The sequence below is a fragment of the Blastococcus sp. TBT05-19 genome (genome assembly GCF_003319095.1).
Taxonomy (GTDB): Bacteria; Actinomycetota; Actinomycetes; order Mycobacteriales; family Geodermatophilaceae; genus Blastococcus.
The window spans coordinates 241022-260965 of the sequence record NZ_QOHI01000007.1 but is presented as its reverse complement, the minus strand read 5'-3'; the positions used below and the strand labels follow the sequence as shown (position 1 = coordinate 260965).

19 protein-coding genes and 1 tRNA gene are annotated in these 19944 nt (G+C 74.5%); 8 read left to right on the top strand and 12 right to left on the bottom strand.

From position 1 onward, the window contains the following. Positions 1 to 49: 49 nt before the first annotated feature. The 3 genes from DQ244_RS18235 to DQ244_RS18225 all read right to left on the bottom strand — a co-directional run bounded on the left by DQ244_RS18235 (position 50) and on the right by DQ244_RS18225 (position 2572). Entirely contained in the window at positions 50 to 859 is an 810-nt protein-coding gene (locus DQ244_RS18235) for an ankyrin repeat domain-containing protein (RefSeq protein ID WP_113812908.1), read from the bottom strand. Between the two features lie 73 nt (positions 860 to 932). Continuing rightward, the gene (locus tag DQ244_RS18230; RefSeq protein WP_113812907.1) at positions 933 to 1688 is read right to left on the bottom strand and encodes an ABC transporter permease; all 756 of its coding nucleotides are present in this window, start codon (positions 1686 to 1688) and stop codon (positions 933 to 935) included. Beyond that, positions 1685 to 2572: an ATP-binding cassette domain-containing protein gene (locus DQ244_RS18225; protein WP_113812960.1), complete on the bottom strand. Its 888-nt coding sequence runs from the start codon at positions 2570 to 2572 to the stop codon at positions 1685 to 1687. The genes DQ244_RS18230 and DQ244_RS18225 overlap by 4 nt, the downstream gene beginning before the upstream one ends. Before the next feature lie 188 nt (positions 2573 to 2760). Between DQ244_RS18225 and DQ244_RS18220 the strand changes: the two genes are divergently transcribed. Genes DQ244_RS18220 through DQ244_RS18210 form a run of 3 tightly spaced genes read left to right on the top strand, consistent with a single transcriptional unit; the run spans position 2761 to position 5972 of the window. After that, positions 2761 to 3231 (top strand): universal stress protein, encoded by a 471-nt coding sequence (locus DQ244_RS18220; RefSeq protein WP_233491714.1) that lies wholly within the window; start codon positions 2761 to 2763, stop codon positions 3229 to 3231. A gap of 16 nt (positions 3232 to 3247) precedes the next feature. Continuing rightward, the gene (locus tag DQ244_RS18215; RefSeq protein ID WP_113812905.1) at positions 3248 to 4303 is read left to right on the top strand and encodes an adenylate/guanylate cyclase domain-containing protein; all 1056 of its coding nucleotides are present in this window, start codon (positions 3248 to 3250) and stop codon (positions 4301 to 4303) included. Between the two features lie 31 nt (positions 4304 to 4334). Beyond that, positions 4335 to 5972 carry an ABC-F family ATP-binding cassette domain-containing protein gene (locus DQ244_RS18210; RefSeq protein WP_113812904.1) on the top strand — a complete coding sequence of 546 codons (1638 nt, stop codon included), beginning with the start codon at positions 4335 to 4337 and terminating at the stop codon, positions 5970 to 5972. Here the strand turns inward: DQ244_RS18210 and DQ244_RS18205 are convergent. The 5 genes from DQ244_RS18205 to DQ244_RS18185 are packed head-to-tail and all read right to left on the bottom strand — an operon-like array spanning position 5959 to position 10756. Then, positions 5959 to 7173, bottom strand: a complete 1215-nt coding sequence (locus DQ244_RS18205) for an MFS transporter (protein WP_113812903.1) — start codon at positions 7171 to 7173, stop codon at positions 5959 to 5961. The genes DQ244_RS18210 and DQ244_RS18205 overlap by 14 nt on opposite strands. Positions 7174 to 7206: 33 nt before the next feature. Beyond that, the gene (locus DQ244_RS18200) at positions 7207 to 7785 is read right to left on the bottom strand and encodes a GNAT family N-acetyltransferase (protein WP_233491713.1); all 579 of its coding nucleotides are present in this window, start codon (positions 7783 to 7785) and stop codon (positions 7207 to 7209) included. A gap of 1 nt (position 7786) precedes the next feature. Continuing rightward, a complete protein-coding gene (locus tag DQ244_RS18195) occupies positions 7787 to 8911 on the bottom strand; it encodes an alpha/beta fold hydrolase (RefSeq protein WP_113812902.1) in 1125 nt (374 codons plus the stop codon). After that, positions 8832 to 9257, bottom strand: coding sequence for a hypothetical protein (locus DQ244_RS18190; RefSeq protein ID WP_113812901.1), 426 nt, complete (start codon positions 9255 to 9257; stop codon positions 8832 to 8834). Before DQ244_RS18190 ends, DQ244_RS18195 begins: the two co-directional genes overlap by 80 nt. Further along, complete coding sequence (locus DQ244_RS18185; RefSeq protein WP_113812900.1) at positions 9254 to 10756, bottom strand: long-chain fatty acid--CoA ligase; 1503 nt, start codon at positions 10754 to 10756, stop codon at positions 9254 to 9256. The genes DQ244_RS18190 and DQ244_RS18185 overlap by 4 nt, the downstream gene beginning before the upstream one ends. A 126-nt stretch (positions 10757 to 10882) precedes the next feature. On the opposite strand from DQ244_RS18185, the gene DQ244_RS18180 reads away from it, so the two are divergent. Further along, positions 10883 to 11653, top strand: coding sequence for an SDR family NAD(P)-dependent oxidoreductase (locus DQ244_RS18180; RefSeq protein ID WP_113812899.1), 771 nt, complete (start codon positions 10883 to 10885; stop codon positions 11651 to 11653). 19 nt (positions 11654 to 11672) lie between these two features. Here the strand turns inward: DQ244_RS18180 and DQ244_RS18175 are convergent, their stop codons facing one another. The 4 genes from DQ244_RS18175 to DQ244_RS18160 form a co-directional block, all read right to left on the bottom strand. Beyond that, the gene (locus DQ244_RS18175; RefSeq protein WP_113812898.1) at positions 11673 to 12569 is read right to left on the bottom strand and encodes an alpha/beta fold hydrolase; all 897 of its coding nucleotides are present in this window, start codon (positions 12567 to 12569) and stop codon (positions 11673 to 11675) included. A gap of 128 nt (positions 12570 to 12697) precedes the next feature. After that, positions 12698 to 12769 (bottom strand) — tRNA-Arg (locus DQ244_RS18170). 58 nt (positions 12770 to 12827) lie between these two features. Beyond that, positions 12828 to 13493 carry a DUF305 domain-containing protein gene (locus DQ244_RS18165; RefSeq protein WP_113812897.1) on the bottom strand — a complete coding sequence of 222 codons (666 nt, stop codon included), beginning with the start codon at positions 13491 to 13493 and terminating at the stop codon, positions 12828 to 12830. Positions 13494 to 13522: 29 nt separating this feature from the next. Next, positions 13523 to 14284, bottom strand: a complete 762-nt coding sequence (locus DQ244_RS18160) for a DUF3105 domain-containing protein (RefSeq protein ID WP_113812896.1) — start codon at positions 14282 to 14284, stop codon at positions 13523 to 13525. 140 nt (positions 14285 to 14424) lie between these two features. Here DQ244_RS18160 and argS point away from each other — a divergent pair, with 140 nt between their 5' ends. From argS to thrC, 4 genes are read left to right on the top strand one after another with little or no spacing between them, the layout of a single operon-like run. Further along, the gene (gene argS / locus DQ244_RS18155; protein WP_113812895.1) at positions 14425 to 16086 is read left to right on the top strand and encodes an arginine--tRNA ligase; all 1662 of its coding nucleotides are present in this window, start codon (positions 14425 to 14427) and stop codon (positions 16084 to 16086) included. Next, on the top strand, positions 16083 to 17576 hold the full coding sequence (gene lysA, locus DQ244_RS18150; protein WP_113812894.1) for a diaminopimelate decarboxylase: 1494 nt from the start codon (positions 16083 to 16085) through the stop codon (positions 17574 to 17576). The genes argS and lysA overlap by 4 nt, the downstream gene beginning before the upstream one ends. Continuing rightward, the gene (locus DQ244_RS18145) at positions 17573 to 18865 is read left to right on the top strand and encodes a homoserine dehydrogenase (RefSeq protein ID WP_113812893.1); all 1293 of its coding nucleotides are present in this window, start codon (positions 17573 to 17575) and stop codon (positions 18863 to 18865) included. The genes lysA and DQ244_RS18145 overlap by 4 nt, the downstream gene beginning before the upstream one ends. Continuing rightward, positions 18862 to 19935, top strand: coding sequence for a threonine synthase (thrC, locus tag DQ244_RS18140; protein WP_113812892.1), 1074 nt, complete (start codon positions 18862 to 18864; stop codon positions 19933 to 19935). Before DQ244_RS18145 ends, thrC begins: the two co-directional genes overlap by 4 nt. The last annotated feature ends 9 nt before the right edge of the window (positions 19936 to 19944 follow it).

The window sequence follows — 19944 nt, the reverse complement described above, 5'->3', positions numbered from 1 at the left end:
GGTCGTCCGGCTGCGGAGGAGGACCAGCGTGGCTTTCGCCGCCGGCCGGTCAGTGCGCGGCGCCGCGCTCGACGAGCAGGGCGACCAGCGCGTCGCTGCCGGTGGCCGTGCCCTCGTCGGCCGGACGGTGGCGGGCGGCGGCCACCCGGGTGATGTCCAGGGCGCTGGCGCCGTCGTGGGTCGTGGCGTCCACGTCGGCGCCCGAGTCCAGCAGCAGCCGCACGATGTCGGGCGCGGCGCCGGCCGGCGCCTGCGCGACCGCCGAGTGCAGCGGGGTCCGCCCGGTGTCGGCGTCCCGGCCGTCGACGCCGGCACCGGCGTCGAGCAGCAGGCGGACCAGCTCCAGGTGCCCGGCCCTCGCGGCCGCGTGCAGCGCTCCGGCGTCGGCGTCGGCGCCGCGGTCCAGCAGCAGTCGTGCGGTGCCGGCCGCGCCACCGAACGCCGCCCAGGCGAGCAGGTCGACGCCGGTGGTCGGGTCGGTGAGGGGTGCGCCGCCGTCGAGCTCGGCGCGGAGCGTCTCGACGTCGTCCAGGTAGGCCGCGCTGGGGGCGTCGACGGCGGCACCGTGGGAGACCAGCACCGGCACCAGCCCGGGGGCGTGCTCCAGGGCCACGTGCAGCGGGGTGCGGTGGTGCTCGGTGCGGGCGGTCAGGTCCGCGCCGGCCTCGACGAGCACGGTGGTGACGTCCTCCCGGCCGGCGGCGACCGCGAGGTGCAGCGGCGTCCAGCCGTCCACCCCCTCGCGCTCGACGGTGCCCGCGAGCAGCCGGGGGGTCTCGGTGACGGCAGCTCGGACTTCTTCGGTCCTCCCGTCGGCGATCAGCCGGCCCAGTCTCTGGACGGTCATGCGAGTGGTCACGCGGTCTCCGTTCTCCGTGGGCGGCTCCGGCCCGCTGCTCGACCTCGCCGCTGGTGCTGGGCTGCCCGCCGGCTCAGGCGACGTCCCGGCGCACGGCCAGGAACGTGCCCAGCAGGGCCGCGACCAGACCGTAACCGAGGAGGAGGACACCGCCCTGCCACGGTTCGAGCAGGTCCGGGCCCTGGAACGTGGCGGTGAGCGCTTCGAGCCCTCCACCCGGCATCCACTTGTAGGCGCCCGAGGTGGCCGGGATCTGCCGGATGAGCGGCTCGACGACGAACAGGTAGACGAGGCCGCCGACGATGGCACCGACCTGGTTGCGCAGCAGCGCGCCCAGACCGACGCCGATCACCGCGTAGATGACCAGGGCCAGCGCGGAGCTCCCCAGCGTCCCGAGGTTGTCGGCGTCCAGCTCGGGGGCGGCCCCGCGTGCCCCGGCGTGGACGGCGAGGGTCGCCACGTTGACCGCCGCCACCACCAGCGCGAACAGCGTGGCGGCGAGGGCGTAGGCCACGAGCTTGGCGATCACGACCCGGCCGCGGTGCGGCGTGGTCAGGAAGGTGGGCGTGGCGGTCCGGTGCCGGTACTCCTGCGTCATCCCGATGATGCCCAGGATGAGGAACAGGACGTTGACGTTCACCACGTTCGCCATCGCCAGCTCCTCGTAGAGCGGGGTGCCGACGGCCGGGATGTCCGCCTCGGGGTTGCCGGCGAACGCGGTCAGCAGGACGGCGAACCCGATGACCATGACGCAGGCGCCGACGAGCAGGCCCAGCCACACCCGGGTGGTGAAGAGCTTGGTCCACTCGGCGCGCACGAGCGCGGTCATCGTGCGTTCTCCTCGGTCGGGCTGGTCGCGGCGTACTGCTCGCGGCCGGCGGTGAGCTGGAAGTAGATCTCCTCGAGCCCGCTGGAGCGGGACCGCAGCTCGTGCAGCTCGACCCCCGCCGCGAAGGCCCGGCCCCCGATCTCGGCGGTCGTCCGCCCGGTGACGGTCAGCGCCTCCCCGTCGAGGTCGACGACCGCCCCGTCGGTGCGCAGCAGCTCGGCCAGCCGGGCGGCCTCCGGGCTGCGGACCAGGACGGAGCCGGCTCCGTCGGCACCGGACCGCAGCTCGTCCATCGAGGCCTCGCGGACCAGCCGGCCGCCGCCGACGATCACCACGCGGTCGACGGTCTGCTCGACCTCCGACAGCAGGTGGCTCGACACGAGCACCGTGCGCCCCTGGTCGTGGGCCAGGTGCCGGAGGAAGCCGCGGAGCCACTGGATGCCCTCGGGGTCCAGGCCGTTCGCCGGCTCGTCGAGCACGAGGACGGCGGGATCGCCGAGGAGCGCCGTCGCCAGCGCCAGGCGCTGCCGCATGCCGAGCGAGTAGCCGCCGGCCCGGCGCCGTCCGGCGTCGGCCAGGCCGACCTGCGCCAGCACCTCGTCGGCGCGGGACACCGGGAGCCCGGCGGCGCGGCAGTAGACGCGGAGGTGGTCGCGGCCGGACCGGGCGGGGTGGAAGGCCGTCTCCAGGACGGCGCCGACCGTGCGCACCGGCCGGGGCAGCGCCGCGTACGGGACGCCGTCGAAGGTCGCGGTGCCGGAGTCGGGGCGGACCAGGCCCAGCAGCATGCGCAGCGTGGTGGTCTTGCCCGCGCCGTTGGGGCCGAGGAAGCCGGTGACCGAGCCCGGCTCGACGGTGAACGCGAGGTCGGACACCGCGCGCACGGTGCCGAAGACCTTGGTGAGCCCGGCGACCTCGACCCGCACGGGGTCGGGTGCGGGGGACTTGGCGGTGAGGATGACGCCCTCCTCGTCGTGGACCGGACCGGCCCCATCCAAGCGCAGACCTCCGCGATGCGGGGAAATCTGGTGACCGGGGGCACGACACGCCGATGTCCCCTAGAGTCCCCGGCGTGAGCGATGCCGAGAGCACCTACTCGACGGTCGTGGTCGGAACCGACGGATCTGAGTCCTCCCTGCGCGCGGTGGGTCGTGCCGGCGCCCTCGCGGGCGCCAGCGGCGCGACGCTCGTGATCGCCTGCGCCTACCTTCCGGTGGACGGCGACGACCGGGAGGTGAGCCGCGCCCAGGACGCCCTCGGTGACGAGGCCTACCAGGTCGTGGGGTCGCACCCGGCCGAGGAGACCGTGCGCACGGCCGCGGACCGCGCCCGCGCCGCGGGCGCCAAGGACGTGCGCACCGTCGCCGTCGTCGGCTCCCCGGTGGAGACGCTGCTCGACGTCGTCCGGCGGGAGAACGCCGACCTGCTCGTCGTCGGCAACCGTGGCCTGGCCGGCATCAAGGGGCGGCTGCTCGGCTCCGTCCCGGCCGACGCGACCCGCCGGTCGCAGGTCGACGTGCTCGTCGTGCACACCACCGGCTGAGCGGTCCGCGACGGCCATGGACGACCCCGAGTCGCTCCCGGGCCCCGGCACGGCGGAGGCCCTCGAGCAGCTGCTGCTCGGCGGTCCCCGGCGCTACACCCGCCTGGAGGTCGCTGCGCGGGCCGGGATGCCGCCCGAGCGCACGCTGCGGCTGTGGCGGGCGCTGGGCTTCCCGGACGCCGCGGACGACGACCGGGCCTTCACCGACGCCGACATCGCCGCGCTGGACGTCCTGTCCACCCTGATCGACTCCGGCTTCGTGGGCCCCGGCAGCGAGGCCTCGATCGCCCGCGCGATGGGTCAGTCGCTGTCCCGGCTGGCCGACTGGCAGACCGACATGCTGGCCGACTCCTTCGCCCGCAGCGTGGAGCGGACCGGGCGAGCGGTGGGCGCCGACGAGGCGGTGGCGGCCGCCCAGGAGCTGCTGCCCCGGCTCCGCGAGGTGCAGGACTACGTCTGGCGGCGGCACCTGGCGGCCAACGTCGACCGGCTGCTCGCCGCGACCGGACCGGGTGACCGGCGGGAGCTGGCGGTGGGCTTCGCCGACCTGGTCGGCTACACCTCCCGCAGCCGCGGCATGGGTGGGCGCGAGCTCGGGGCCATGGTCGAGGACTTCGAGAGCACCGCGGCGGAGGTCATCGCCCGCCACCACGGCCGGGTGGTCAAGACCGTGGGCGACGGCGTGCTGTTCACCGCCGCATCGGCCACCGACGCCGCCGAGATCGGGCTGGAGCTCCCCGCCGCCTGGGACACCGCGGAGCGACCGCCGCTGCGGGTCGGTGCCGCGTACGGCGCGGTGCTGACCAGGCTCGGTGACGTCTACTCGCCGGTGGTGAACCTGGCCAGCCGGCTCACCTCGCTCGCGCGCCCCGGCGCCCTGCTGGTCGACCGCGACCTCGCCGACCGGCTGCGCGCGACGGAGGACTACCGGGTGCGTCCGCTGCGGCGGGTGTCGGTGCGCGGCTACGACCACCTGCAGCCGTGGCTGGTGCGCCGTCCCAAGCACGCGACCGACGACGAGCACGGCTATGACGACGACGCGTTCGATCCCGAGGACGAGCCCACCTCCTGAGCCCGCCGCCCGGGCTTGGCAGTCTGTAGGGGTGAGCGCCACCCTCGTCGCGCGCGGACTGGCGGCCGGACACGGCGCCCGCGTGCTGTTCTCCGGCCTCGACCTCGTCGTCGCCCCCGGTGACGTCGTCGGGCTGGTCGGCGTCAACGGAGCGGGCAAGTCGACCCTGCTGCGGACGCTGGCCGGCGAGATCCCGGCCGAGGCGGGCAGCATCGCGCTCAGCCCGCCGACCGCGACGCTCGGCTACCTGCCCCAGGAGCACGAGCGCCGCGAGGGGGAGACGGTGCTCGCCGCGCTGGCCCGGCGCACCGGGGTGGCCGCCGCCCAGGCGGCCATGGACGCCGCGACCGAGGCGCTCGCGGCGGGGGAGCCCGGTGCCGACGACGCCTACGGCGACACCCTGGAGCGCTGGCTGGCCCTCGGCGGCGCGGACCTCGACGAGCGGGCGGCGGAGGTGGTCGCCGAGGTGGCGCCCGGCGTGCCCCTCGACGCCATGACCGCGGGGCTCTCCGGAGGGCAGGCGGCCCGGGTCGGCCTCGCCTCGCTGCTGCTGTCGCGCTACGACGTCCTGATGCTCGACGAGCCCACCAACGACCTGGACCTCACCGGGCTGGACCAGCTCGAGCGCTTCGTCGTCGGCGCGCGCTCCGGCGTGGTCGTGGTCAGCCACGACCGGGAGTTCCTCGCCCGCACGGTGAACCGCGTCGTCGAGCTCGACCTCGCCCAGCAGCTGGTCCGGGTGCACGACGGCGGCTACGAGGCGTACCTGACCGAGCGCGAGGTGGCCCGCCGGCACGCGCGCGAGGAGTACGAGGAGTTCGCCGAGACCAAGGCGGGGCTCGAGGCCCGGGCGCAGATGCAGCGGAACTGGATGGCCAAGGGCGTCCGCGACTCGATCAAGAAGTCCAAGGACGGCGACAAGCACATCAAGGCGGCCAACCGGGCCTCGTCGGAGAAGCAGGCGGCCAAGGCCAAGCAGACCCAGCGGATGATCGAGCGCCTCGACGTGGTGGAGGAGCCCCGCAAGGAGTGGGAGCTGCGGATGGAGATCGCCGCCGCCCCGCGGGCGAGTGCGGTCGTGGCCACCCTGCGCGGCGCCGTCGTCCGCCGGGGGAGCTTCACCCTCGGGCCGGTGGACCTCCGGGTCGACGGCGGCGACCGGGTGGCCATCACCGGGGCCAACGGGGCGGGGAAGTCGACCCTGCTGGCCGCCCTCCTCGGCCGCGTGCCGCTGGACGAGGGGACGGCGTCGATGGGCCCGTCGGTGCAGATCGGCGAGATCGACCAGGCCCGCGGCCGGTTCCTCGGCCCCGAGCAGCTGCTCGACGCGTTCGGTGCCGAGGTGCCCGACTGGCCGACGGCGGAGGTGCGCACCCTGCTGGCCAAGTTCGGGCTCACCGCCGACCACGTGCTGCGGCCGGCGGTCACCCTCTCGCCGGGGGAGCGGACCCGCGCCGCGCTGGCGCTGCTGCAGGCGCGTGGGGTGAACGTGCTGGTCCTGGACGAGCCCACCAACCACCTCGACCTGCCCGCGATCGAGCAGCTCGAGCAGGCGCTGGCCGGCTACACGGGCACCCTGCTGCTGGTGACCCACGACCGCCGCATGCTGGAGGCGGTGCACATCGACCGCCGGCTCGAGGTCGACGGCGGGCGGGTCACCGAGCGCTGAGCGGCTCCTCCCGCGGCACGCTGACCGCGAGGGTCAGCGCCGCGAGCGCCGCTGCCCCCAGCAGCAGCACCCAGTAGGGGATCAGCACGGCCAGCAGCGCGAGCAGCACCGGTGCGGCGAAGCCCACGTAGGTCAGCGCGTAGTAGACCGCGGTCAGCCCGGCCAGCTCCCCCGGGGCCGCGATGCGCTGGGTCTGGATCAGCCCCGAGACCAGGGTGAAGCCGTACCCCGTGCCCAGCACGACGGCGGCGGGGGCGACCAGCCACGGCGAGGCCGTGGCCGCCGCACCGGCCGCGATGCCCAGGCCGAGGACGACCGCGGCCAGCCCGAGGGCCACCCCGCGGCGGGGGGAGGCCGCGGCGATCCGGCGGGCGGTCGGCTGGACGAGGAAGCCGGTGCCCAGCGTGCTCCCGGCGACCAGCGCGCTGAACGCCACGGTCCAGCCGGCCGTGGTGCTGGTGACCAGGCCCGGGAGGACCGCGATCGAGACGGTGGCGGAGCCGAACACCCAGGGCGCGACCGGGGCGACCGACCGGCGGAAGCGCGGGTCGGCGGCCGACCGCACCCGCAGCCGGGCCAGCGGCGAGCCGGCGGCGGGGGAGACCCGCGCCGGGTCCACGGTCTCCGGTGCCCGCCAGAGCGGCACGAGCACGGCGAGCACGACGACGAGGTGCGGGAGGTAGGCGGTGACCAGCGGGGCGGGTGCCCACTGCGCGAGCAGACCGGCGACGACCGGGCCGAGGCAGAAGCCGGCGGTCAGCGACATCGCCGCCCGGCGGGCACCGGCGCCCTCGCGGGCGGTGGGGTCCCACCGGCTCGTGGAGAGCTCCTCGACCCAGGCGCTGCCGGCGGCGAAGGCCGCGCCGCTGGCCAGCCCGGCGAGCAGCCGCCCGGCGTAGAGCGCCCACAGGTCGCCGATCATCAGCACCGCCGTCGCCGCGAGCGACACCAGCGCCGCGACCCGCAGCACCGGGGTGCGGCCGCGCCGGTCCGAGATCGGGCCCAGGACCAGCAGCGCCGGGATGAGCCCGAGCGCGTAGGCACCGACGAGCGCGTCCACGGTGGCGACCGAGAGGCCGGAGGCCTCGCGGTAGGCGACCAGCAGGCTGACGAACTGGTTGGCGCCCCAGCCGATCGCGAACATGGTCAGGGCGACCGGGAGCCAGGCCCGGCGCCGTGTCCGGGTCGGGGCGGCCGTCACCCCGTCAGCGTGCCGGTCGCCGCGGGCGGGGGATCACCCGGGGTCGGGAGCGCCGTCCCCGTCCAGGGCCTCGGGCAGGCCGAGGGTGTCCATGGCCGACCAGGTGGCGTCCACCCGGTGGGCGAGCACCAGGAGGTCGCGCAGCTGCCCGGAGCGGTCGCGGATGTGGTCCTCCAGCAGCGCCTCGCCGCGGAAGCCCAGACCGGTGAAGAGCGCCAGCGCCGCGCCCTGCTCGGCGACCACCTCGACCACCAGCTTGGTGGCCCCCGACGCGATCGCCTCGGTGACGGCGTGCCGGGCGAGGACCCGGCCCAGCCCCGCGCCCCGCCGTCGCCCGCCGACGACCAGCCGGAGCTCCGCGACGTGGTCGGACCAGCCGGAGAGGCGGCGGACCGCCACGTAGCCGTCGATCTCGCCGTCCGGGCCGGTGGCCACCCAGCGGGCGGTGCCGTCCTCGACCCAGCGCCGCACGTTCCCGGGGTCGGTGACGTCCTCCTTGATGAAGGTCCGGTCGCCCTCGGGCAGCCCGGAGAAGAAGCGCAGCAGCGCGTCGGAGTGGCCGGGGCCGAGGGCCTCGACCGTCACCTCGGGGACGTCCACCTGCTCGGTCACCTCAAGCTCCCTTCGCCACGCCGGCCGGGTCCACGGTGTCGCTGCGCCGTCGCAGGAAGTCGATGATCGTCGGCACCGTCGTCTTCGCCGCCGTCCGGCCCACCACCAGGCCCATGTGCCCGGCGGGCAGCACCAGCTCGTGCTTGTCGGGCGAGCCGACGAGGTCGATGAGCGGGGCGCTGGCCGCCGTCGGCACGATGTGGTCCCGCTCGGCGCGCACGGTCAGGAACGGCACCCTGATGTCGGACAGGTGCACCGGGTCCCCGCCGACGGTGAGCCGGTCGGTGACCATCCCGTTGTCGCGGACCAGCATCCGCACCGTCTGCCGGGCGGCGCGGCCGGGGAAGGGCACGTGGTCGTCCGACCAGCCGGTCATCGCCTGGTAGGAGGCGACGTACTCGTCGTTCCAGAGCCGTTCCCACAGCGTCACGTACCGGGTGACCTCGGCGGTGGGGGTCAGCGTCCGGAAGCCCTGGACGACGACCTGCGGGGGCACGTTGCCGTTCTCGTCGACCACCGAGTCGACCTCCATCCGGCCGACCGCGAAGACGTCGGCCAGCGGGCCCATGTGCCGGAAGTCGACCGGTGTGGCCAGCACGGTGAGGCTGCGCAGGGGCGAGTCCGGGTGGTGCGCCGCGTGCAGCAGCGACAGGTCACCGCCGAAGCAGTAGCCGAAGAGGTTCACCTCGTCGGCGCCGGAGAGGTCGAGCACCCGGGCGATGGCCGCCGGGATGTAGTCGTCGGCGTAGTCCTCGAGCCCGTTGCCGGCATCGCGCTCGTCGGGCTCGCCCCAGTCGACCATGTACACGTCGAACCCGGCCTTCAGGAGCTGCTCGACGAAGCTGTTGCCCGGCGACAGGTCCAGGATGTAGCTGCGGCTGATCAGGCTGAAGACCAGCAGCAGCGGCGGGGAGTGGCGCACGCCGCCGTGCTCCTCCGGGTCGTTGCGGTAGTGCCACAGCTGGGTGCGGCCGCGCTCCCAGACGACGTCCTTGGCGGTGCACCCGACGCCCGGGCGGTCGACGCCGGCGACCAGCCGGATGCCGTTACGTGCCCGGAGGGCGTTGCGCTCGACGTCGCGCCGGACGCGGTCGAGGATCGTCTGCGGGTTCGGCACGGTCGGCATGGCTGTCCTCCGTCGTCGGGAGCTCGGGGGTGCGCGACGGGAGCGCGCGGAGTCGTTCGGCCCGGCGTTCGGCCTCCAGGGCCACCGTCAGCCGGCGGACCTCGCGGTCGAGGGCGCCCACCTGCGCGCGCAGCCGGTGCACGTCGCTGCCGGCGGGCAGGTTCACCAGGTGCCAGGCGCGCGCGGTGAGCCCCTGGGCGGAGGAGCGCGCCGCCGTCGTGGCCCGGCGGAGCAGCGCCACGCCCAGCGCGAAGCCCGGGCTGCGCACCAGGCTGTCGGCGTGCGGGGTGACGGCGCGGTCGACCGCGTCGTACGCCTGCCGCCACAGCGGGCCGGGGGCGCTCATCGCTCGCCCACCGATGCCGGGACCTCCACCGCGCGGCGGAGGATCTTCCCGGTCGGCCCCTTCGGCAGGGTCTCGACCAGCCAGAGGTGGCGCGGGTACTTGTAGGCGGCCACGCGCGCCTTGACGAAATCGCGGAGCTCGTCGGCCTCGGCCGTGGCCCCCGGCTTCAGCGCGACCGCCGCGGCGACCTCCTCGCCGAGGTCGGGGTGCTGCACGCCGATGACGGCGACCTCGGCCACGGCCGGGTGCTCGTACAGGGCTTCCTCGATCTCCCGCGGGTACACGTTGTAGCCGCCGCGGATGATCATCTCCTTCTTGCGGTCGACGATGAAGTAGTAGCCGTCGCCGTCGCGGCGGGCCAGGTCGCCGGTGCGGAACCAGCCGTCGGGGATCGCCTTGGCGGTCTCCTCGGCGCGCTGCCAGTACCCCTTCATGACGTTCTCGCCGCGGATCGCGATCTCGCCGACCTCGCCCTCGGCCACGTCCTTGCCGTCGTCGTCGACCAGGCGCATCTCCACGCCGCGGATCGGGGTGCCGATGGAGCCGGGCTTGCGCTCGGCGTCGGGGTGGTTGAACGAGGCGACCGGCGAGGTCTCGCTGAGCCCGTAGCCCTCGAGGATGATGCAGCCGAAGCGCTCCTCGAAGGAGCGCATGATCTCCACCGGCATCGCCGAGCCGCCGGAGACGCACAGCCGGAGGCTGGAGACGTCGTGCTGCTCGCCCTCGGGCTGGTGCAGCATCGCCGCGAACATCGTCGGCACGCCCATGAAGATCGTGACCCGGTCGCGCCCGATCACCTGCAGCGCCTTGCCGCCGTCGAAGCGGGGGACGAGCGTCAGGCAGGAGCGGGCGATCACGCCGGCGTTCAGCGAGCAGGTCAGGCCGAACACGTGGAACAGCGGCAGGCAGCCCATGATCACGTCCTCGCCACCGCCCTGGAGCAGCGTCTCGTGCGTGGTGCGCGCGTTGCCCCGCAGGTTGGCGTGGGTGAGCTCGGCGCCCTTGGGCTGCCCGGTGGTCCCCGACGTGTAGAGGATGACCGCGTCGTCGCCGTCCTCCCGCTCCACCGCGGCCGTCAGGGACTCGTCGCCGAGGAGCTCCTCGGGCAGCGCGGCGCCGACGGTCACGGCCTCGGCGCCCACGGTGGTGGCCGCCTCCGCGACCGGCTCGGCGGAGGCCTCGACCGTCACGACGACGCGGGCCCCGGAGTCCTCGAGGTAGTACTGCACCTCCCGCGCCTTGAGCAGCGGGTTCATCGGGACGACGGCGGCACCGGCCAGCAGCGCCCCGTAGAAGACGACGGGGAAGGCGATGACGTTGGGCAGCACCAGGCCGACGCGGTCGCCGGGGCCCACGCCGCGGTCCTGCAGGGCGGCGGCCACGCGCAGGGCCGCGTCGGCGAACTCGCGGTAGGTCAGGACGGCGTCGTCCATCCGGAGCGCGGGCCAGTCGGGTGCCTCCTCGGCGGCGTCGAGCAGGTTCTGGGCGAGGTTGGTCATCGGTCGGTCCCCCTGTCCACCGGGTGCGCGATGGCGGGGGTCCTACCCGCTCGACGGGTGATGTACCGCACGTGGTCGATACGGTGGCGGGAACGTCCGAGCACTCACCCCGGGGGAGCCCCACCCATGCCCGATCGCCCGATCCTCGACATGTTCCGCCTCGACGACCGGGTCGCGATCGTGACCGGGGCGTCCTCCGGCCTCGGGGCGGTGTTCGCCCGCACGCTCGCGGAGGCCGGCTGCGACGTCGTGCTCGGCGCGCGCCGGGTCGACCGGCTGGCCGAGACCCAGAAGGCCGTGGAGGACGCCGGCCGCCGCGCGATCTCGGTGCAGACCGACGTCGCCAGGGTCGAGGACTGCCAGGCACTGGTGGACGCCGCAATGGCCGAGTTCGGCAAGGTCGACATCCTGGTGAACAACGCCGGCATCGGCACGGCCGCACCGGCGACCCGCGAGGCGCCCGACGCCTTCCGCCAGGTCATCGACGTCAACCTCAACGGCTGCTACTGGATGGCCCAGGCCTGCGGCCGGGTGATGAAGCCGGGCAGCTCGATCGTGAACATCTCCAGCATCCTGGGCCTGACCACCGCGGGACTGCCGCAGGCCGCCTACGCGGCCAGCAAGGCCGGGCTCATCGGGCTCACCCGCGACCTGGCGCAGCAGTGGACCGGCCGCAAGGGCATCCGGGTGAACGCGCTCGCGCCGGGCTTCTTCGCCTCGGAGATGACCGACCAGTACCCCGAGGGCTACCTCGACCAGCAGATGACCCGCGTGCTGGCCGGCCGCGCCGGTGACCCCCGCGAGCTCGCCGCGGCGCTGGTGTTCCTCGTCAGCGACGCCGGCGGCTACGTCACCGGCACGACCATCCCGGTCGAGGGCGGGATGCTCACCAGCTGAGCCCCGCCCCCGACCGGGGTCACCGCGCCTGCTCGGCCCGCTCGACCAGCGCGGTGATCCGGTCGGTCAGCTGCGGCCACACCTCGCGCGGCAGGTCGTGGCCCATGCCGTCGACCACCAGCAGCTCCGAGCCGGGGATCGCGGCCGCGGTGGCCCGGCCACCGGTCACGGACACCAGCTGGTCCTGCTCGCCGTGGATGACCAGCGTGGGCGCCGCGACCTTCCCGAGGTCGGCGGTGCGGTCGTGGGTGCTGAGGATGGCGGCGAGCTGCCGGGACACCCCGGCAGGGTCGTGCGCGCGGTCGAAGGACAGGCCGGCCCGGTCGCGCACCGAGGCCTCGTCGAACTCGAAGCCGGGGGAGCCGATGACCCGGTAGGTGTCGACGACGCGCTGGATCGCGCCCTCCCGCTCGGTGGCGGGCGCGGCCAGCAGCACGCCGAGGGCGGCCTCGGCCGGGGCGCCGACGGCGGGGTCGCCGGTGGTGGACATGATCGAGGTGAGGCTGCGCACCCGCTCCGGGTGGGCGATGGCCACGAGCTGGGCGATCATGCCGCCCATCGAGGCGCCGACGACGTGCGCGCTGTCGATGCCCAGGGCGTCGAGCAGCCCGACGGTGTCCTCGGCGAGGTCGGGCAGGCCGTAGGCCACCGTCGACCGGTCGCCGCCGAGCACCGCCATGACGTCGGCCGGGCCGGCGTCGTGCAGGTGGGTGGAGAGCCCGATGTCGCGGTTGTCGAAGCGGACGACGAAGTGGCCCCGCTCGGCCAGGCCGGAGCAGAACTCGTCGGGCCAGCCGATCATCTGCGTGGCCAGCCCCATCACGAGCAGGAGGGGCGTGCCCGAGGCGTCCCCGAACGTCTCGTACGCGATCTCGAGGTCGCCGACGGATGCCTTCTGGATGTCGCTGGTCGCCATGCCGCGGACGCTAGCCGAGCCGGTTGAGACCTGGATCACCGGCCCGGGTCCGGTCCCGGCCGACCCCGAGAACGACGGAGGGCCTGCGCCGCGGCTGCGGTGCAGGCCCTCCGATCGAGCTGTTCCGGTGCCCCCGGCAGGATTCGAACCTGCGCCCCTGCCTCCGGAGGGCAGTGCTCTATCCCCTGAGCTACGGGGGCTCGGGGCAGGGAAGAAGTTACCAGCCCCGGACGGCCGCTCCGACGGCGGCCCCGGCCCTCAGGGCGCCGGCAGGGGAGTGCCGCCGCGGGCGGTGAGCATGTCGGTCATCGTCTGCGTCTCCACCCCCTGCGACTGCTCGATCGAGCGGGCGAGGTCCCGCACGGCCTGGACCTCGGCGTGCTCGGCGGCGTCCCGCGCCATGTCGAAACCGCCCTGGTGGTGGCGGATCATCAGCCGGAGGAACTCGACGTCGAACGCGGTGCCCGACAGGCTCCGCAGCTCCGCCAGCTCCTCCTCGGTCGCCATGCCGGGCATGAGCGCGCCGGCGCCGGTGCCCATCCCGCCCATGTCGTGACCGCCGTGGCCCTCCGCCGTCATCCACGCCATCGTCTCGCCGCCGGAGACCGGCAGCCCCCACAGCGCGAGCCAGCCCTGCATCCGGCCGGCCTGGTTGGTCTGCGTGGCCGAGATGTCGAAGGCCAGCGACTCGACCTCCGGGTCCTCGCTGCGCTCGGCGACGAGGTTGGCCATCTCCACGCCCTGCAGGTGGTGCCGCGACATGTCCCGCGAGAAGCCGGCGTCGACCGAGTCGGTCGTCGGTGCGGGGGTGCCGCTCCCGCCGATGCCCAGGAGCAGGGCAAGACCGCCGCCCAGCGCCACCAGCGCCACCGCGATGACCGCCAGCAGCGCCAGGCGCAGCGGCGTGCGGGTGCCGGCGGTCATCGGTGCGGTGTCCGTGCCCGGGTCGCCGGTCAGGGCGCCGGGGTCGTCTCGGCGTCGGACGGCGTGGCCGCCGCGCCGTCGCCCTCCTCGACCAGCGGGTCGGCCAGGAAGTCGGGGCGCTCGCAGGTGGCACCCGGCTCCGGGTAGCTGTCCGACTTGTAGGTCATGAGGTCGGCGAACTGCTCGATCCGCTCGTCGTCGGCGCTGTCGACCTTCAGCTGGTGGCCCCAGGACTGGACGCTGATGGGGGAGTCGAGCCCGACGTAGGGGGAGAGCATCCGGCCCGAGACGCCGTCGACCAGCTCGGCGAGCTTCGTGACGTCGCCGTCGGAGACCTCGTCGGGGTCGTACGTGATCCACACGGCGCCGTGCTCGAGGCTGTGCACCGCGTTCTCGTGCCGGACGTCGACGTCGTAGACCGTGCCCGTGCAGTCGGCCCACACGTTGGCGTGCGGCCCGCCCACCGGGGGCGACTGCTCGTAGCTGATCGGGTTGTCGTCGTGCAGCCCGCCCTCGTACTCGAAGGTCTGCGCCCCGGAGATCTCGTCGATGGACTCGACCTTGTTGGCGTTGGCCTCGTTCACCTTGACCACCGCGTAGCCGAGGACGGCCGCGGCGAAGAGGGCGACGACGACCGCTCCGGCGATCAGGCCCCACGGCCGCTGCTGGGTCACGACGTTCGCCGGGGGCCGGGTGCGCCCCCCCTTGCCGCGCCCCCCGGCGCCGGCTCCGGAGCGCGACGAACCGCCGCCGGTCCCTCGGCTCTTGTCGGGCGTGCGGTCCTTGGCCAAGGCCTCTCCTCGTTACGGGGCGCGTGCGCGCCTGTGCCGCGAGGCCCGTCCGGGCCCCTCGTACCGGGCGCGAGTCTAGGTCGCGGGCCTGTGCGTCAGCTGGTAACCGGGCCATCCGGGGCGGTCAGTACGCTCTCCCGGTGACACCGGAGCAGCTTCAGGACGTCGTCCGCACCGCCGTGGCCGCGGTGGTCGAGCGAGGCGAGCTGTCCGTCGAGGTCCCGGCCGACGTCGTCATCGAGCGGCCCAAGGTGCGCGAGCACGGCGACTACGCCACCAACATCGCCCTGCGCCTGGCCAAGCCGGCCGGCCGGCCGCCGCGGGACGTGGCGGGCCTGCTGGCCGAGGAGCTGCGGGCGCACGCGGGCATCGCCACGGTCGAGATCGCCGGACCCGGCTTCCTCAACATCGTCCTCGCCCAGGGCGCCCTCGGCCGGATCGCCGTCGACGCGGTGACCGCAGGGGACGCCTACGGCCGCACCGACTCCCTCGCCGGGCAGCGGCTCAACCTGGAGTTCGTGTCGGCCAACCCCACGGGGCCGGTGCACATCGGCGGTACCCGCTGGGCCGCCGTCGGCGACGCGCTGGGCCGGTTGCTGGAGGCCAGCGGCGCCTCGGTGACCCGGGAGTACTACTTCAACGACGCCGGGGCCCAGATCGACCGGTTCGCCCTCAGCCTGATGGCCGCAGCGGCCGGCCGGCCGGTGCCCGAGGACGGCTACGCCGGCGACTACATCTCCGAGATCGCCCAGCAGGTGCTCGCCGCCGAGCCGGGGCTGCTCGAGCAGCCCGAGGTCGAGCAGCAGGAGCGGTTCCGGGTGCGCGGCGTCGACCTGATGTTCGCCGAGATCAAGCGGACGCTGGCGGACTTCGGCGTCGTCTTCGACGTGTACTTCAGCGAGCGCACGCTGCACGAGACCGGCGCCCTGGACAAGGCGATCACCCGGCTGCGGGAGAACGGTCACGTGTACGAGGCCGACGGCGCGGTGTGGCTGCGCACCACCGACTTCGGTGACGACAAGGACCGGCCGCTGATCAAGAGCGACGGCGCCCCGACCTACTTCGCCGCCGACTGCGCCTACTACCTCGACAAGCGCGACCGCGGCTTCGACAAGGTCGTGATCATGCTCGGCGCCGACCACGCCGGCTACGTCGGCCGCTACAAGGCGCTGTCGGCCGCCGTCGGCGACGACCCCGAGGTCAACCTGGAGATCCTGCTCGGCCAGCTGGTCAACCTCGTGCGCGACGGCCAGCCGCTGCGGATGAGCAAGCGCGCCGGCACCGTCGTCCTGCTCGAGGACCTGGTGGAGGCCGTCGGGGCCGACGCCGCCCGCTACGCCCTGGCCCGTGCCTCGGTCGACCAGACGATCGACCTCGACCTGGACCTGTGGAGCCGGCAGACCAACGACAACCCGGTGTTCTACGTGCAGTACGCGCACGCCCGGATCTCCTCGGTGCTGCGCAACGCCGCCGACCTGGGCATCGCGCCCGGCGACCCGGCCGGCGTCGACGTCTCGCTGCTCACCCACGAGCGCGAGAACACCCTGCTGCGGGCTCTCGGCGAGTTCCCCCGGGTGATCACGGCCGCCGCCGAGCTGCGCGCGCCGCACCGGGTCGCCCGGTACCTCGAGGAGCTGGCCGGCACCTACCACCGGTTCTACGACTCCTGCCGCATCCTGCCGATGGGCGACGAGGAGCCGGGCGAGCTGCACCGCGCGCGGCTCACGCTCTGCGCCGCGACCGCGACCGTGCTGCGCAACGGCCTGGCCGTCCTCGGTGTGAGCGCCCCGGAGCGGATGTGAGGGCGCACCCGGCCGGGCCGCTCCACGGGAACATCAGCCCGCCGTCGGCCGCCGGTGCGCCGCCGGCCGAGCTCGGCGTGCTCGACCCCCAGGTCTGGCCCCGGTCGGCCGAGCGGATCGACGGCGAGCTGCACCTGGGCGGCCGCCCGGTCACCGAGCTCGCCCGCGCGCACGGCACCCCGCTGTTCGTGCTGGACGAGGGCGACTTCCGCGGCCGGGCCGCGGAGTTCGCCGACGCGTTCAGCGACGCCGACGTGCACTACGCCTCCAAGGCGTTCCTCTGCGGCCAGGTCGCCCGGTGGATCGCCGAGGACGGCCTGCACCTGGACGCCTGCAGCGGCAACGAGCTGGCGCTGGCCCTGGCTGCCGGCTTCCCCGCCGAGCGGATCGCGCTGCACGGCAACAACAAGTCCCTCGTCGAGCTGCAGCTGGCCGTCGACTCCGGGATCGGGCACGTCGTCCTCGACTCCTTCGACGAGATCGACCGGCTGGTGCCGCTGGCCGCGGCCCGCGTGGCCGGCGGGGGCGCGCCGGTGCCGGTGCTCATCCGCACCACCGTCGGCATCGAGGCGCACACCCACGAGTTCATCGCCACCGCGCACGAGGACCAGAAGTTCGGGTTCTCCCTCGCCACCGGCGACGCGCTGGAGGCGGCCCGCCGGGTGGTCGAGCAGCCGGCGCTGCGCCTGACCGGGCTGCACAGCCACATCGGCTCGCAGATCTTCGACACCGCCGGGTTCGAGGCCGCCGCGCACCGCGTCGTCGGCCTGATGGGCGCCGTCCGCGACGCCACGGGCCAGGTGCTCGAGGAGCTCAACCTCGGTGGCGGCTTCGGCATCGCCTACCTCCCGGACGACGACCCGGTCACCCCGGCCGACGTCGCCGGCCGGCTGCGGTCGGTCGTCGCCGCCGAGTGCGCCGAGCTCGGGCTGCCGGTGCCGCGCCTGGCGGTCGAGCCGGGCCGGGCCATCGCCGGCCCCGGCACCGTCACCCTCTACGAGATCGGCACCATCAAGCCGGTCCGTCTCGGTGCCTCCGGGGCGCCGGGCACGCCGCTGGTGCGCAACTACGTGTCGGTCGACGGCGGGATGAGCGACAACATCCGCACCGCCCTCTACGACGCGTCCTACACGTGCGTGCTGGCCAACCGCAGCTCCGACGCCCCGCCCGCGCTGTGCCGGGTCGTGGGCAAGCACTGCGAGAGCGGCGACATCCTCGTCCGCGACCTGTGGCTGCCCTCGGACGTCCAGCCCGGCGACCTGCTCGCCGTGGCCGCCACCGGCGCCTACTGCTGGTCGATGGCGAGCAACTACAACTACCTGCTCAAGCCGCCGGTGGTCGCCGTCCGGGACGGCTCGGCCACCGAGATCGTCCGCCGTCAGACACTGGCGGACGTGTTCGCGCTCGACGCCGTCCTCGCCGGTCGTCCCGCACCGTCACCCGCGCCGTCCCAGCCGGCGCCCGAGCACTCCGGAGGAGCCCGCTCGTGAACGGTCCGCTCAAGGTCGCGCTCCTGGGCTGCGGCACGGTCGGCAGCGCCGTCCTCCGCCTGCTGCAGGACCAGTCGGGGGACCTCGCCGCGCGCATCGGCCGCCCGGTCGAGGTCGCCGGGGTCGCCGTCCGGCGCCCGCAGCACCACCCCGACGTCCCGGGGGACCTGCTGACCACCGACGCGCACGCGCTGGTGACCCGCGACGACGTCGACCTGGTCGTCGAGGTCATCGGCGGCATCGAGCCGGCCCGCTCGCTGATGCTGGCCGCCTTCGAGTCCGGCAAGTCGGTGGTCAGCGCCAACAAGGCGCTGCTGGCCGAGGACGGCGTCGCGCTGCACGCCGCGGCCGCCAAGGCCGGGGTCGACCTCTACTACGAGGCCGCGGTCGCGGGCTCCATCCCGATCCTCCGGCCGCTGCGCGAGTCGCTGGCCGGTGACCAGCTCAGCCGCGTCGTCGGCATCGTGAACGGCACGACGAACTACATCCTGTCGCGGATGGCCGAGACCGGCGCCGGCTTCGGCGAGGCGCTGGCCGAGGCCACCGAGCTCGGTTACGCCGAGGCCGACCCGACCGCCGACGTCGACGGCTTCGACGCGGCCGCGAAGGCCGCCATCCTCGCCTCGCTGGCCTTCCACACCCCGGTCTCGGCCGCCGACGTGCACCGCGAGGGCATCTCGGAGGTCACCGCCACCGACGTCGCCCGGGCCGCCGAGATCGGCTGCACGGTGAAGCTGCTGGCCATCTGCGAGCGGGTGGCGGGCACCGACGGCGACTCGGTCGCCGTGCGCGTCCACCCCGCGATGATCCCGACCACGCACCCGCTGGCCTCGGTCAGCGGTGCGTTCAACGCCGTCTTCGTCGAGGCCGAGGCCGCCGGTCAGCTGATGTTCTACGGCCAGGGGGCCGGGGGAGAGCCGACGGCCTCGGCGGTGCTCGGCGACCTCGTCGCGGTGGCCCGCAACCGGCTGGCCGGTGCCGCCGGGCAGGGCCCCTCGGGCTACGCCGACCTTGCCGTCCGCCCCATGGCCGAGACGCCGACGCGCTACCACGTCAGCCTCGACGTGGCGGACAAGCCCGGTGTCCTCGCCGCCGTCGCGCAGGAGTTCGCGCAGCACGGCGTGAGCATCTCGACCGTCCGGCAGACCGGCCGCGGCGACGCCGCCACGCTGGTCATCGTGACCCACAGCGCCCCGGACGCGGCGCTGTCGGACACCATCGACGCGCTGCGGGAGATGCCCGCGGTCGTCGGGGTCACCAGCGTGCTGCGCGTGGAAGGGTTGTCATGACCGTCTCGTCGACCGTCTCCCCGGGCTGGCCCGGGCTCATCGAGGCCTACCGGTCCCGCCTGCCGGTCAGCGACAGCACGCCGGTGGTGACCCTGCAGGAGGGCGCCACGCCGCTGCTGCCCGCCCGGGAGCTCTCGAAGCGCACCGGCTGCGAGGTCTACCTCAAGGTCGAGGGCGCGAACCCGACCGGCTCCTTCAAGGACCGGGGGATGACCATGGCCATCACCAAGGCCGTGGAGGAGGGCGCCGAGGCGGTCATCTGCGCCTCCACCGGCAACACCAGCGCCAGCGCCGCGGCCTACGCCGCCCGCGCCGGCATCACCTGCGCCGTGCTGGTCCCGCAGGGCAAGATCGCCATGGGCAAGCTGGCCCAGGCGCTGGTGCACGGCGCCAAGCTGCTGCAGGTCGACGGCAACTTCGACGACTGCCTGGCCCTGGCCAGCAAGCTGGCGATCGACTACCCGGTGAGCCTGGTCAACAGCGTCAACCAGTTCCGCATCGAGGGGCAGAAGACCGCGTCCTTCGAGATCGTCGACGTGCTCGGCGACGCCCCCGACATCCACTGCCTGCCGGTCGGCAACGCCGGCAACATCACCGCCTACTGGCAGGGCTACCGCGAGTACGCCGCCGACGGGACGGCGTCCCGCACACCGCGCATGTGGGGCTTCCAGGCCGCCGGGGCGGCGCCGATCGTCAACGGTCAGGTCGTGGAGAACCCGAGCACCATCGCGACCGCCATCCGGATCGGCAACCCGGCCTCCTGGACCAAGGCGCTGGCTGCCCGCGACGAGTCCGGCGGCCGCATCGACGCCGTCACCGACCGCGCCATCCTCTCCGCCTACCGGCTGCTCGCCCGCACCGAGGCGGTGTTCGTCGAGCCGGCGTCCGCGGCGTCGGTCGCGGGCCTGCTGCAGGTCGCCGACGCCGGTGAGCTCGAGCCGGGGCAGCGGATCGTCTGCACCGTCACGGGCAACGGGCTCAAGGACCCCGAGTGGGCGATCTCCGGTGCCCCCGCCCCCGTGACCGTGCCGGTGGACGCCGCCGCCGCCGCGGCCCAGCTCGGGTTGTGAGCGCCAGCG